This window comes from Undibacterium sp. Di24W (assembly GCF_049340325.1).
Classification (GTDB): Bacteria; Pseudomonadota; Gammaproteobacteria; order Burkholderiales; family Burkholderiaceae_D; genus Undibacterium.
Genome location: NZ_JBMPOP010000003.1, coordinates 127,101 through 140,584, shown reverse-complemented (window position 1 = coordinate 140,584; position 13,484 = coordinate 127,101). Strand labels below are relative to the sequence as shown.

Genomic DNA, 13,484 nt, shown 5'->3' with positions numbered 1-13,484 from the left:
CAAATACATTAAATATAAATCTTTTGAAAATGAACCAAACCAACGCCCATATCGCAGCTGACAACGATGAGTACTGGGCATACATCAGCGCGCACTTCCCAACACCAACGTCATTTACTAACTTAGAAAATGCGTATTGCGGCATGCTATCGCAATCGGTCATGGCGGCGTTACAACGTTATCAGACTGAGATCAATGTAGAAACCTCCTATTTTTTGCGAACACGACTGCATGACAGACTCGATGAAGTCAACAACAAGCTTGCTGAATTTTGCGGTATCGCTGTAGATGAGCTGCTAATTACACGCAATCTGACGGAAGCCCTCCATATTCTTCTGCGAGCCTATCCTTTCAATGAAGGTGATGAGATTTTGTACGCTAACGCAGATTACGATAGCGTTCAACAACTCGTCGAGGACATTGCATCTCGTAAGCAATTAAGCACACGAATCATTTCAATCACGAGTCCTTTGCTAAGCGATGAAGACATCGTCAAAGCATATGAAAACGCCATTACAGAGAACACGCGCGTCATCATGCTGACGCATTTACTGCACAGGAATGGTCAGATTATGCCTGTAGCGAAAATCGCTAAAATGGCAAAGCGCTACAAGGTCGACGTCATTGTCGATGCAGCTCACTCATTTGCACAGCTTAATTTTCAATTGCCCGATCTGGAAAGCGACTTTATTGGCGTCAATTTGCATAAGTGGTTAGGCGCACCACTAGGTACCGGCTTGCTTTATGTCAGACGCCAGCGAATAGCCGAGTTAACTGGCTCGAGCAAAGCAAGACTAAGGTCGCTGATACCAACAGGGACTTTTTCACCAGCGCCTGTCATGGCCATCGTAGATGCCATTCGATTTCATCAATCGATAGGAACCCGCAATATCGAAGAGCGCCTGCGCCACCTGAGTCAATACTGGCTACAACAGGTTTGCCACATGGCTGCAATCAAGCATCACACCCCCGTGGATCCAAAGCGGCACTGCGCAATTATCGCTATCAGCATTTCCGGCATTCCAGCGCAAGAAGTGGTCGACTACCTGATGCAAGAACATCAGATATTTACCGTTACCCGCACCATTGAAGATCAAGAGGTAGTGCGAATCACACCACATATTTTCACTAGCAAGTCAGATCTGGATCGACTCGTCGAAGGCTTGCGTCAATTGATAGAAGAAAAACAGAGTTTCTCTTCACAATTACACGAACACGAACACGATCAGAAAGAAACTAATGATACTTATCCGCGCACTGTATCTCTCTGAACAGTATTTAAAAATGCTAAAGCACAAAGAATCAACAGCGTATGTCACTGCGGCGGTAACGACAGGACAAAGTTTTAACAAGCAAACAGAAAATAACAAGAGAATCGTGACCGCTCCAGTTTAAGTCACTTAGTTTCTCCATTAAAAAAAGAATAAATCCAAACTACAAAATGAAAACACTTTTCTATCGCGCTTGGTACTGGCTAGCAAAAACTAGTCATAAGGCAAAAAATGGTGCCATGTTCCTAGGCCTGTTCTCGATGATCTCATCAGCCTTTGCCGGTGGCGATGCTTCTGAAGGCAGCTTATTTCTCTTGTTGCTTTTGATGTTAGGGATATTGATCGTCCCTCCCTTGCTCCTTGCTCTCATTGCACCACTATTTGTGCCTCGGAAAGATCAGGCAAGATACACTGTTGCAAGTGAATCTCAAAAAGACACTACCACGTCTGGCCTCATCGCCAAAGTGTTTGTGTTTGCCCTTCTCATTTGGGGCTTTTCACTCTATGCCTACTATCAATTTCGCACATGGCACAATGCCAAACAGGACAAACAAGGCACCGAACAATCACAAACAGCTGCGGTAGCGGATGATTTGATGTGGAAAAATACCCCACTACGCATCGCAGCTTGCAGAGCAGATCTTGCCAGTTTGAGAAATCTGGTAAACCAAGAACAAAAATATACAGAGTTAGATTTGAAAATAAAAGTCGCAAAAGAATGTGCTGTAGGTCGTGAGCAGGCTAAAGTTCTTGAAATCCTACTTGATGATCCTATCTACCACTCAGAAGACAATTTGAGCGGCCCACTAGCCATTTCGGAAGCCGTTTTCGACAGCATGGATGTTCAGTTGCTGCAAGTCTTACTTCAGAAAAAAACGCGTCTACCCAAAGAACGACTGCATGAGCTTTACTTAACCACACTCATAAAGAACGATACAAAAACGCCAGAACAAAAACTTCTCTGGCTCAATGCCTTGTCGCAAAATGGGATAAATCTTAATTACGTCTCTAGCTCGGGGTCCTCTTTATTGAGAGTCGCTTTTGAGACCCAAGCCGCGCCCATTATTCACTATGCTTTAGACAAAAAAATTGATCCCTATGCGGGCGTGATCAAGACGGTCAATGTCATCATTGAAAAACGCATAGAAAGCTCCGGCGCAACCACACTTGAAAAAACCGAGCAGTTTTCTTGGTCACCATTGCAATCTTGGACCTTGCGTCGGTTTGGCTACACTTGGCCGAAACAAAAAGAGCAAAACAGAAAAATCCCTGTATTGAGCGAACAGGAAGTGGTGGCGATCAACCGTCGACTGCGTGAATTAACGCCAGACGAATCAACCTTACGCTTGCAGACTTTCCAACTTCGGACAGATACACCTGATGGGGGCGCTTCACTATTCGCCTACATGCTAGAACGAGGTGTCCGATTAGATATTGCCGATGCGTCTGGAAAAGGTTTACTCTCAGCGCAAATACCCTATTCAGATCAACTTATCACGGTACTTGCAAAGTTAGAGGATAGGCAGCTTCAAAAGTTAGTTTGTCCGTTGACTCAACTTGGTACACCGCCAGTTTCCTTGATCGATGAAGCAAAAAAATATCACAATCAAGCCTTGATTACATTCCTTGAAAGCCGCCAACTAAAGCGCTGTTCGGTACAGTATTAACCTAGACCTTCCTATGAAAAATTATTTGAAATTCTGGCTTTGCGTTGCGATCCTAATGTCCTTAGCATCACCTGCTGCAGCCCACAGCGGTGCCGCAGCAGGTGCCATTATGGTTTTGTTTTTTAGTGCGATCTTCGCGTTGGCGGTATTTATTATCGTTGTGATCATATGTGGTATCAAACGCTACTCTGGATTGAAGATCATTGGAATCTCACTGCTCTTCGGGATCATTACCTTCATCGGGACTGTTTTTATCTGGTTCAAGCTCATCCAAAACGAAAATCGAATAACAAAAGAAAAAGCGCAATCGGCGGTGGAAGATCAGAGAGATGCCGAACAGAGTTGGCGCAATAGTCCGCTGAAAGAAGCGGCCTGCAACGCCGATTTGACCAAGCTCAGGGCAACGTTATCAAGTAGGCATTTCAATAGGAGGAACCTTAGACGTGCCTTCGAAGACTGTGCGGTCGAACAAGCAAATGCCGAAGTGGCCGACCTTCTGCTAGATAACATCATGCGACCCGAAGTCACCCAAGAAAAGACCGCACATTGCTCCTACTTAGCACCCGTTTTTAGACAAATTGGAAAGAATATCAACTTAGAAGTACTGGCACTTTTTGCACGAAGAAAGTTGAGTCTAGATTGCCGTGAGGGTGTTCGGGAAATACCTACCTGGTGGTCTGAGACACAACAACAAAACAATGCCATATCCGATCCGAATTTTTCTAAATTCTTAAGCTATCTGGCGTCGCAAGGCGTGGATCTGTATGCGGATCTCGGCGGGCGCAACTTGCTTTCTTATGCAATGGAATTCGGAGACGCCGCAACTATCGCAGTAGTTTTAAACGAAAGATCCAAACCTTATGCTTTATTACCGAACAGCGATAGTTGGACTGCTTTGCAATATTGGATCTTGCGACGTCATGGATATCAGCGTCAGCCACAGCTAAGCGGCGCAGGAGCTATTCCTGAATTAAGTGATCAAGAACGAGCTAACATACAGGCTCAATTACGCGAACTGGCACCCGATGAAGCCAACTTCTTCAATGGCGTTGGACAACGCTTCACAGCTTGGGGGGACTTCCCAGATGGCGGCGCTGCTTTGTTTCGCTATCTACGGCAACGTGGTGCGAAGTTGCATATCCCGAATCAATATGGTGTCGGTATTTTTCATGGAAGGACAACTTTCTCGCCAGCGCTGATTGCCGAGTTAGATCAGCTTACAGATACAGAATTGCGCGAATTGAGCTGCCCAATAGACAATACTGGCACAGTAAAATTGCCGCTATATGCTGAGGCAAAAGTGCATCAAAATCACTCTATTACTGACTATCTCGATAAACGTAGGCTTAACAGCGCCTGCTAATTGGTAAAGTAACTCTTTAGACGCCCTGAATCTTTACACGAGACCCATTTATCAAATGAAAAAAATACTCCAATTTGTCGGCATGCTGCCCTTGTTTGCATCGATCCATACAGTCAGTGCGGCGAGTAAGCTAAATGTAGATCAGTACATAGCAAACTACAGTAAGTCCTATATTGCTTTGGGTTTGGGTGGTGAAATGGATTTATCATACCAAAAGCAAATCGGCAAATTATTGAATACCAAAAATCTGGCACAGCAACAACGCTTTCTGAGTTCACTGCAACAACAAAGAACCAAGCTCAATTTCGCTCCTGAACAGACGCATGTATCGACCTGCCAAAAATTACATCTCAAACAAATTGATTTTGAACTAGCCCTACTGGAAGAAAATCTGAAGCTAGTCCGTCAATACACTGCCTTAGGAAAAAATGCTGTGATATCCGACCAAGGTATTGCCAAAAGTAGCCTAGGCAAAGCTTGGTATGCCTACTTGAGTAAAACCTGGTTGACCATAGATAGTCAGCCAGAAGAATTGATGGCATTAGGAAGCGCGGAGTTGAAACGCGCACTAGAGCGCTATCGCCAGTTGCAAGTCCATATGGGCTATGCAGGACGTGATGCCGAATTTGCGACTTATCTAAGTAGTGCGGTCTTTCATTACGAAGGCGTATCAACACCACAAGCTGACTATGAAAAACGACAAGCCACCGTCTATCAGAATTTACACAAATTATTTTTGCCAAATACGATCCAGCCACCAAAAATTAAGCCTTCAACATTAGGAGCAGCTTTACCTGTCGATGGTTATTATGAGCCAGAAGAAAGGACCTTCTATTTCAACAAAGCCAAACCTCATTACGAACGTCGCAATATCGATTGGCTACTGCTGCATGAAAGCACACCAGGCCACCACTATCAAAGTCGCTATGGCATCGAGCAAGCGGCATGCCCCAACAAACTGCCACACGGATTCTATTCAGCCTATGCAGAAGGCTGGGGCGCCTATGTGGAAGAGTTTGGACGTGAGCTGGGCCTCTTTCAGCAAGACGCCGATGAGCTCGGTGCGGTTGAATGGGATTTAGTTCGCTCCATACGCGTCATTCTCGATGTTGGTATCAACTACTACGACTGGAGCGAACAGCAAGCCAAAGATTTTTGGCAAAGTCAATTGCCAATGTTACCCGCATTGGCGGATCGCGAAATCAAGCGGGTACGTAACTGGCCAGCGCAAGCCATTACTTACAAATTAGGCGCGGTGAAGTTTCGTCAATTACGTGAGGCGGAACAAAAGCGTTTAGGTGATCGTTTTGATATTCGCGAATTTCATCACACAATGTTGAAGTACGGACCTTTGCCTCTATCCTTGTTGGATCAAGTTCTTAGCACAATTGACTAAGCAGGCAACCATCACAGACGATGACACCTATCGTCCGTCGCTACTGCACAGACAGGAGCCCAGCGTCTGCTGTTGTTGAACGACAGTCGCTGGATTCCTGCTAAGAGCATGCAGGAATGACGGTGAATTAGTTTTGCTGCAAGCTGAATTTGCCGAAGTTTTTAAAAATTCTAAAGACTACATTTTCCATGATTTTTTCAAAAAAATAAGATTAGATAACATTTTTTTAGATCAAAACATTGATGAACAAATACAACTCAACGCAAGACTTGCGGAGCCACATGCGGTAGTTTTTTTCCATTCAATATCGCCCACGTCATTGCTGCCATCACTTGCGCATTTTGGATCAAATTATCTTTCGATACATGGTCCACCGTATCAACCTGACTGTGCCAGGTGTGCGAACGATAATCGAGTGGATCTTGAATAGGCGCGAATGCAGGTATGCCTTGTTCAAAAAAAGCTTGATGATCTGAGCCGCCGCCTGCGGCATAGGTGATGTCAAGATGACTCAATTCTTTGAACTGTTCTTTTGCTTCGTTCAAGGCAGCAAACCATTCGTCGACCTTCATATCCAGAAAGCCAGTAATTCGTCCACCACCAGCGTCTTGCGTTAGCATTGCCTGTATTTTTGGCTGCTCCGCTGCATGTGCTTTCAGATAAGCTTTACTACCCAACAAGCCTTGCTCTTCCCCCGAAAACAACACGACTCGCAGCGTACGTTTGGGTTTTAGTTTTAGCGCATGCATAGCGCGTAAGACTTCCATCGTCACTACCGTACCAACACCATTATCAGTCGCCCCCGTTCCTAAATCCCATGAGTCTTGATGCGCGCCAAGCACCACGGTCTCATCGCTCAATTCCGTACCAGGAAAGTCAGCAACCACGTTGTAGGCTTTCACAACATCTTTACTCAAACGTCCACCGAACTCAAACTCTAGCTTCGGTGTAATGCCGCGTGCGACTAGACGCTGCAATAAATTCGCATGCTCTTTGGTGATAATCGCGGCGTTCTTTTTGTAACGAGTATTTGGGCCGCCAAACATATCTTGCAAACTACCTTCTCTGCCAGAGACAAAAAATATCGCTGCGAAGTCCGCCGCGCGTATCGCTTCATTTAATTCATCAGAATATTGTTTGAAGTTCTTTTCTTGTTCCGGTGTTGGTTTGGGCGTCGATTTCGCCAACACGATTTTCCCACGTAAACGCGGTGCGATTGCTTTGAACTCATCCAAAGTCTTCACATTCATGAGCAACACTTCCGCGGATATTTTGCGCGGACTACTGTCGCTCCAGGCTTGTTGCTGAACATCAAGCTGTATGCCATTGGCGTTTAGTAGTCGGACACGTGCAACGCCTCTGGTCCAAGCCCTACCCAACTCATAGGCTTCTTCATGCACATTAACCGCGCCATAGCTTTTGAGTTTTTCCATCGCCCACTGCTGGGCCTGGCGTAATTGTGGTGAGCCAGTCAAGCGTGGACCTATGCCATCACACATCTCCTCTAAATTCAACATCAGCTGATTGTTTTGTGCGATTTCAGCTAGTAAGTTTTGCGACGTGTTGACGGTTTTCACTTCTAACGTTTGTGCACCAACAACTGACTGACTTTGCGCAAAACAATAATGTTGAGATAAAAGACTTACGCTCAGAGCGAGAATGGCAAATCTGCTCTGACGTGACAAAGATGAGGACATAGGGATCTCGGGTAAATTGATGAAGAGTAGCAATTCGTTTTTTCTAAGAAAGAGCGAACCACAAGTTCACTCTCTTTATACAAATGCGAACGAAATTCAAATATGATTAACGACGAGGCATAGGCGGCATTTTTTTCACGAATTCGGCCAATCCACCTTTGTTACGCACGACGATCAAGTCATCAATCGCAGACACACGATTATCAGGATTTTTTGCCACTAAAGATTCATAAGCACGCAGCACACCTTCAACACCAGCCAATGTTTTAAGCTCATCATCTGCTTCATTTCTCATAGGATCTTTGATTTTCTTTTGCAACTGAAAAGCCGCTGTACTCACTGTATGATGAAAACGCAAGACACGCATCAAGTCACCCTTAGCAACACCATTGTGAAACCAAAATACGCCTTTATCCGGACCAAACATGTAGTCGGGAACATCGTCTGCCCATTTTTGAAACCAACGTCCTTCGACGGAACTCATGGCAGCCAAAGGGTCTTTGTCCGCAACTGCCGCCAGTTTTACTATGCGTTCGCTTTCCTCTTCTGTCGCAGGGCCACGCTGTGCTTGGGCAAACACAGGATTTGCAAAGGTAAAACTAAGCAAAGCAAACACACAGAAGCGTTTCAGTAAATTGCTCATAATCATTATCGCTCTCCAAAATATTCAATTAGTTAAAAAACTCCAGCCTTAGGATTTATTGATTAGTCTTCAGCCAGAAGTTTCGTAGGCTAATTTGAATGAAAAAAACTGTCACAACAAAACCGATAAAGCAAAGGAAATAGCGACGGAATAGGCTTTTTTTACGATAAAGGCGAACTAGAAATGAAGAACATTTCGGAGGATATTTCGTAAGATATCTCGATGTCGTATCTGAATTTGGACGATGTCAAACAATAAGATTGAGTTGCATCGCAAACATGGTGTGATTTCTCTTCCCCATAGAAAAACCGCTGCAGAATTGAACCTGCAGCGGTTTTCAGGAAAAACTAAAAACTTCGAGAACTAAAAACTATTTCTCTTGTGCATCCAACCATGCCTTGACAGCAGGTGCTCTTTCGTTGGCGATGCGAACACGATTCTTGATGCTACCGGCGACACGATCCACTTCGCCACGGGCACTAGGATCAATATTGTTAGCGGCAAATGCATTGAGCTTGGCCACTAACTTAAGATCACTCGATGATTCAATTAAGCCCGGGTAGAAACGACTACGTGATGTTGCATCAACTCGCTTATTCACCGCCTCTAAATTAGCGACCGAGAAGTCAAATGCCATCTCTGGGTTTTCGCCAGCGACACTACGTATCATGCTTGCGCTGTTCGTTATGCCTGGCTCATCGGTTAATGCTAAATCCAAGGCGCGTTGCGCCAGTTTCTTGTCCTTTGCAATCGCCAACAACCCGTAGAGACTATCCTTGATCATCGCGGACTTTTCTTTCTGCGCACGTTGGCGTAGATCGTTCCAAGTCGCCTCATCCGCGTTGCGAGCAACAATCGACAAAATTAAGCGACGTAAGGCAGGTGGTACTGCTGTCGGATCACTGTCTATCAATTTAAAGCGTCGCTGTGCCTCAGCCAAAGTAGCTGTGTCCTCTAAACCGCTCATCACGCCGATAATCTCTTCACGGAAATTAGCTAAATATTCAGCTTCACCAGGTTTTGCTTCCCAGCCTAGGCGATCCATATACGGTTTTAATTTGGCGCGTGTGATTGCTTGAAACTTTGCTTTTCGTTCTGCGTCGTCTTTAACAAAAGCAATAAATCCAGAAATGCGACTAGCAATCGTGCTCCACACGTGCGGTGTCGCATCATTGGGCGTGCTCTTCGCCAAATTCAAAAAGTCGGCCACGGTCTGCTGACCTGCAATCGCCATCGCATAGCTATCCGATAAAATCCCGACTTGATCAATCGCTGAGACCTGGGCAAATTGATTCGCCAGTTGTGGGAACACTTTATCGCCGTACAAAGTGCGGTAGTAGCCATTCTGTCCGGCGTTGACCACCACGGTACCGCAGGCTGGCAACATCAATGTCCCCTTGCCACCCGTCACCAGCGTTCGTCCTATCACTTTTGTACCTGCAATTTGTGCTACGACAGGCACTTGCCACGCACGAGCAGTGCGATTTGGTTCGTCACGAGAGAACTCGCCTTGCTTTAAACTAATGCGCGTTTTACCGTCTTTGCAGCTTACATCTTCAACTAGAATCAAAGGAACGCCAGGCTGTTGGGTAAAGTCTTTGGCGATGGATTTGATAGGTTTCTTTGCTGCTTTTTCTATCGAATCAAAAAAGTCATTGGTCACGGTATTGCTGTAAGCGTGCTTTTTCATATAAGCACGGACACCATCACGCCAGGCGTCAGAACCGACATAGTTTTCCAACATGCGAATGACGGCCTCACCTTTTTGATAGGTAATCGTATCGAATGCCTGACTAGCTTGTTCTACCGTTTCTATGCGCTGCACGATAGGATGCGAGCTCTTCATGGAGTCGGGGGCCATCGCTGCTTCACGCACGCCAATTGCATTAAACTCTGGCAGCCATTCAGGATGCAACTTGGACATCGCGCGATTTTCCATCCAAGACGCAAAACCTTCGTTTAGCCACAAGTCGTCCCACCATTGCATCGTGACTAAGTCACCAAACCATTGATGCGCGGTCTCATGCGCAGCAGTCACGAAGACGCGCTCTTTGTCGCCTTGCGTAGAAAATTTTGGATCAAGTAAGAGCGAGTATTCGAAAGTGAAAATGGCGCCCCAGTTTTCCATCGCGCTAAAGAATTGACTCTGTCCTGGTGCTGCAATGTTGTCGAGTTTTGGCAAGGGGTAACGTACGCCAAAATAATCGTTAAACTCTTTCAGTACCTTGGCAGATTCTTCCAACGCGTAACGTGCTTGTTCGACGCTACCGCGTTTCGCGACTACACCAATTTCGACACCTTCTGCTTGCAAAGTTGTCCGTTCAAAATCACCAACGCTTAAGAACAAGAGATACGTGGACATCTTTGGCGAGGTCGCAAATTTCACCCAAGTCTTACCATTGCCCATGTCTTTCTTATTTAGTACGGGCATATTGCTAACCGCTAGCTGATCACTAGGAATCGTGACATCCAGATCAAAGGTCGCTTTAAAAACTGGCTCATCCCACGAAGGCATAAAACGACGCGCTTCGGAATTTTCAAACTGGGTAAACAAGGCACGTTTTTTACCCGACTCAACATCATAGTCGAGTGAGAACAAGCCTGTGGCTTGCGTACCGATCAAACCATCGTAATCCATGCTTAGGGAATAACTACCCTTCACAATGTCTTTACCAAAGCTGAAACTGACTGTCTGCGCTTTTTCATCTATCGTCACTTTAGCTTCAGCACCAAAAGAACGGCCTTTACTATCCTTCAAACTGACATTCTTAAATGTCATATCAAGCGCATGCAAGGTAATAGACGGACTGGTCTTACTAACTTCAATCTTAATGCTAGCTTTTCCCGAAAACTTTGCATCGGTCGCATTTGGCGTTACTGAAATATCGTAGTGCAAAGGGCGTACACCACGCGGCAATTGCGAAGTGACTTTATTAAAATCGATGGCGGGAGCGCTATTAGTATGTCTAGTCACCATTTTGCCCGGCACTTGGGCGGTATTTTTTTTTGCCACCTCAGCCAAAACCGGCATAGCCATACCAGCGGATAAGGTCAACACAGCCAGCGAAATCAAACTACGTTTCATATTTTTCCTCTAATCTATATTTTTTATATTTGTAACAACTCACAACATCCCTTCGAACCTTGCCGATTAATAAAGTTCAATGGGTATGGGATTTATTTAAAACCATTTTTTTATCGCAACATCGACAGCACTTTAGCCAAGCAGAATTCACTTGAAAGTATTCCATCGATAAGAAAGTAGCTTACTAATCCAGAGGCGCGGTTCGATAAGGATTAACCTCACTTGGGGTGACCGCATCGCCCTTATTGCCCCAAGCATTACGGATGTAGGTCAACACCGTTGCAACTTCAGTGTCGTCCAATACCGGTGCAAACGGTGGCATGCTATAAGGTCGAGTGTTTAATCTTGTGGCTGGCGCAAAACCACCTGCGAGTATCAAGCGAATTGGGTTGGTAAGCGATGTGGCCTGCAAAGACAAATTGCCTTTTAAGGCTGGATAAATACCGGCCACGCCTTCACCACCTTTACCGTGGCAATCTATGCATTGCGCTTTATAAATTTTCTCGCCGCGCTCCATGATTTGTAGCATCTGTTCTTTGCTGACAGTCGGCCTGGCGATGGCTCTATCTATCAGGTCTGGTGCGCTTTGTGTTTGTTGAGGCAATGCCCGCAAATAGATGGCGATCGCTCGCACATCTGGGTCGCTTAAATATTGCAAACTTTGTTGTACCACTTCAGCCATGGGACCGGCCACCACGGATTTCGAGTTATTGCCTCGCACTAGCAATTGGGTAATTTCTTGTTCACTCCAATTGGGCAAATTCAATTCATTTGTCGATTGCAATGAAGGCGCGTGCCAATGGATCTGGGCCATTTCTCCACCCGAAAAATCCGCGCTCCCTTGATTCGCGCCTATGCTATTGCGCGTACTGTGACAAGCGCTGCAATGTGCCAGACCGCGTACCAGGTACGCACCACGATTCCATTCTGTGCTCTGTTGTGATTGGTAGTTTAACGCTCCCGGTCTGAAATACATAGCGCGCCACAAGGCTAACGCAGGCCTTTGGTTGTATGGAAATGCTAAATTATGGTCCCCATTTTTTTGCACTACCGTCGGCTGCGATTGCAGATACGCATACATCGCATCCGCGTCTTCACGCGAGACATGGGTGTAATTAACAAAAGGAAAAGATGGGTACAACAAACGTCCATCTTTCGCTTTACCATTGTGTAGCGCGTTCCAAAAATCCTCGGCACTCCATTCACCGATACCAGTCTTTTGATCAAACGTGATATTTGGGGTCACAAATTGTCCGAATTCGGACTGCATCACACGACCACCCGCATAGGCAGCACCGCCACGCGTCGTATGACACGCCATGCAATCACCGACGCGCACCAGATAGGCACCTCGCTCCAATATTTCTGCTGAAGATGGCATGCTCGCGTTTTGCGTTTTTGGGTTTGATTTCGATGTTGCGAACGCTGCACTGGCGTAGCTATCTCCTAAAGAATAACCATACCAGATGAGAGCAAGTACAGACAGAACTAGCACCAGCAGCAATGCGCCCATGAATTTCCATACGCGTAAAATCATGGTAAGACACTCCCACAGGCGATAGGCAATTTGAATCCGACCACATCAGATTGACGCACCGCTTTGGTATCAACTGGCATGGTCTGTGCCGCTAGCCAAGCAGACACCGCCGCGATATCGTCGGCATCCAATTGCTTCGCGACGCTTTGCATACAGTCTGGTGCATGCGCATGGCGGCTACCGGTTTTCCAGGCTCCAAGTTGTGCCACCAGATAATCGCGCGGCAATCCTAAAAGACCTGGAATAAATGGTGCAACACCCGTCATCTTTTCAGCATGACATGCCACGCAGGCAGGGATTTTTTTACCCGTATCACCCAACTTCACCAGCACACGTCCTCGCTCCATCAAAGCGACTTCCGCGATGCTCGTTTGTGGTGCAGCATAAGGGGGATTCAATGAGGAAAAGTAGGTAGAAATTTCTTGAAGGTAGCTATCTGTCAAATGTGCGACCATATACGTCATCATCGGATAGGTACGTTTACCATCACGAAAATTACGCAATTGATTAAACAAATAGCCCTCAGGCTTACCGGCAATACGCGGATAGAAACCATCGGTGGTCGCTCGCCCTTCCTGACCATGACAAGCCACACAGGCTTTGACGCGCTGCGCCAAGTTATCTGGAGCGTTTTGCGCTGTCGCATTCATCGACACCAGCATGCAGACACTAGTCGTCATCAAAGCGAAAGTATAAATAATTTTCTTCATCGAGAATCTTAACCATTCACATAAGCAAAAACGCTTGATTGCTGCCACTTATTTAGCCATCAAGGCTGTTCGGCGCATCAATCAAGCGTCTTCTATTTTCTTACCACTATCTACT

General features: G+C 45.9%; 9 protein-coding genes. 4 read left to right on the top strand and 5 right to left on the bottom strand.

Annotated features, from left to right (window positions below; genetic code table 11):
- Positions 1-29 precede the first annotated feature (29 nt).
- The 4 genes from ACO0KZ_RS06915 to ACO0KZ_RS06900 all read left to right on the top strand — a co-directional run bounded on the left by ACO0KZ_RS06915 (position 30) and on the right by ACO0KZ_RS06900 (position 5,697).
- Entirely contained in the window at positions 30-1,271 is a 1,242-nt protein-coding gene (locus tag ACO0KZ_RS06915) for an aminotransferase class V-fold PLP-dependent enzyme (protein WP_422994108.1), read from the top strand.
- A gap of 170 nt (positions 1,272-1,441) precedes the next feature.
- Entirely contained in the window at positions 1,442-2,938 is a 1,497-nt protein-coding gene (locus ACO0KZ_RS06910; RefSeq protein WP_422994106.1) for a hypothetical protein, read from the top strand.
- 55 nt (positions 2,939-2,993) lie between these two features.
- Positions 2,994-4,301, top strand: a complete 1,308-nt coding sequence (locus ACO0KZ_RS06905; protein WP_422994104.1) for a hypothetical protein — start codon at positions 2,994-2,996, stop codon at positions 4,299-4,301.
- Between the two features lie 55 nt (positions 4,302-4,356).
- Complete coding sequence (locus ACO0KZ_RS06900) at positions 4,357-5,697, top strand: DUF885 domain-containing protein (RefSeq protein WP_422994102.1); 1,341 nt, start codon at positions 4,357-4,359, stop codon at positions 5,695-5,697.
- A 257-nt stretch (positions 5,698-5,954) separates the two neighbouring features.
- Here ACO0KZ_RS06900 and ACO0KZ_RS06895 read toward each other — a convergent pair whose 3' ends face one another.
- The 5 genes from ACO0KZ_RS06895 to ACO0KZ_RS06875 all read right to left on the bottom strand — a co-directional run bounded on the left by ACO0KZ_RS06895 (position 5,955) and on the right by ACO0KZ_RS06875 (position 13,369).
- Positions 5,955-7,394: a M20/M25/M40 family metallo-hydrolase gene (locus tag ACO0KZ_RS06895; protein ID WP_422994100.1), complete on the bottom strand. Its 1,440-nt coding sequence runs from the start codon at positions 7,392-7,394 to the stop codon at positions 5,955-5,957.
- 106 nt (positions 7,395-7,500) lie between these two features.
- A complete protein-coding gene (locus ACO0KZ_RS06890; protein ID WP_422994098.1) occupies positions 7,501-8,043 on the bottom strand; it encodes a hypothetical protein in 543 nt (180 codons plus the stop codon).
- Between the two features lie 364 nt (positions 8,044-8,407).
- Positions 8,408-11,122 carry a M1 family metallopeptidase gene (locus tag ACO0KZ_RS06885; RefSeq protein ID WP_422994096.1) on the bottom strand — a complete coding sequence of 905 codons (2,715 nt, stop codon included), beginning with the start codon at positions 11,120-11,122 and terminating at the stop codon, positions 8,408-8,410.
- A 184-nt stretch (positions 11,123-11,306) separates the two neighbouring features.
- Positions 11,307-12,659 (bottom strand): c-type cytochrome, encoded by a 1,353-nt coding sequence (locus tag ACO0KZ_RS06880; protein WP_422994094.1) that lies wholly within the window; start codon positions 12,657-12,659, stop codon positions 11,307-11,309.
- The gene (locus tag ACO0KZ_RS06875; RefSeq protein WP_422994092.1) at positions 12,656-13,369 is read right to left on the bottom strand and encodes a c-type cytochrome; all 714 of its coding nucleotides are present in this window, start codon (positions 13,367-13,369) and stop codon (positions 12,656-12,658) included. Before ACO0KZ_RS06875 ends, ACO0KZ_RS06880 begins: the two co-directional genes overlap by 4 nt.
- Between the last annotated feature and the right edge of the window lie 115 nt (positions 13,370-13,484).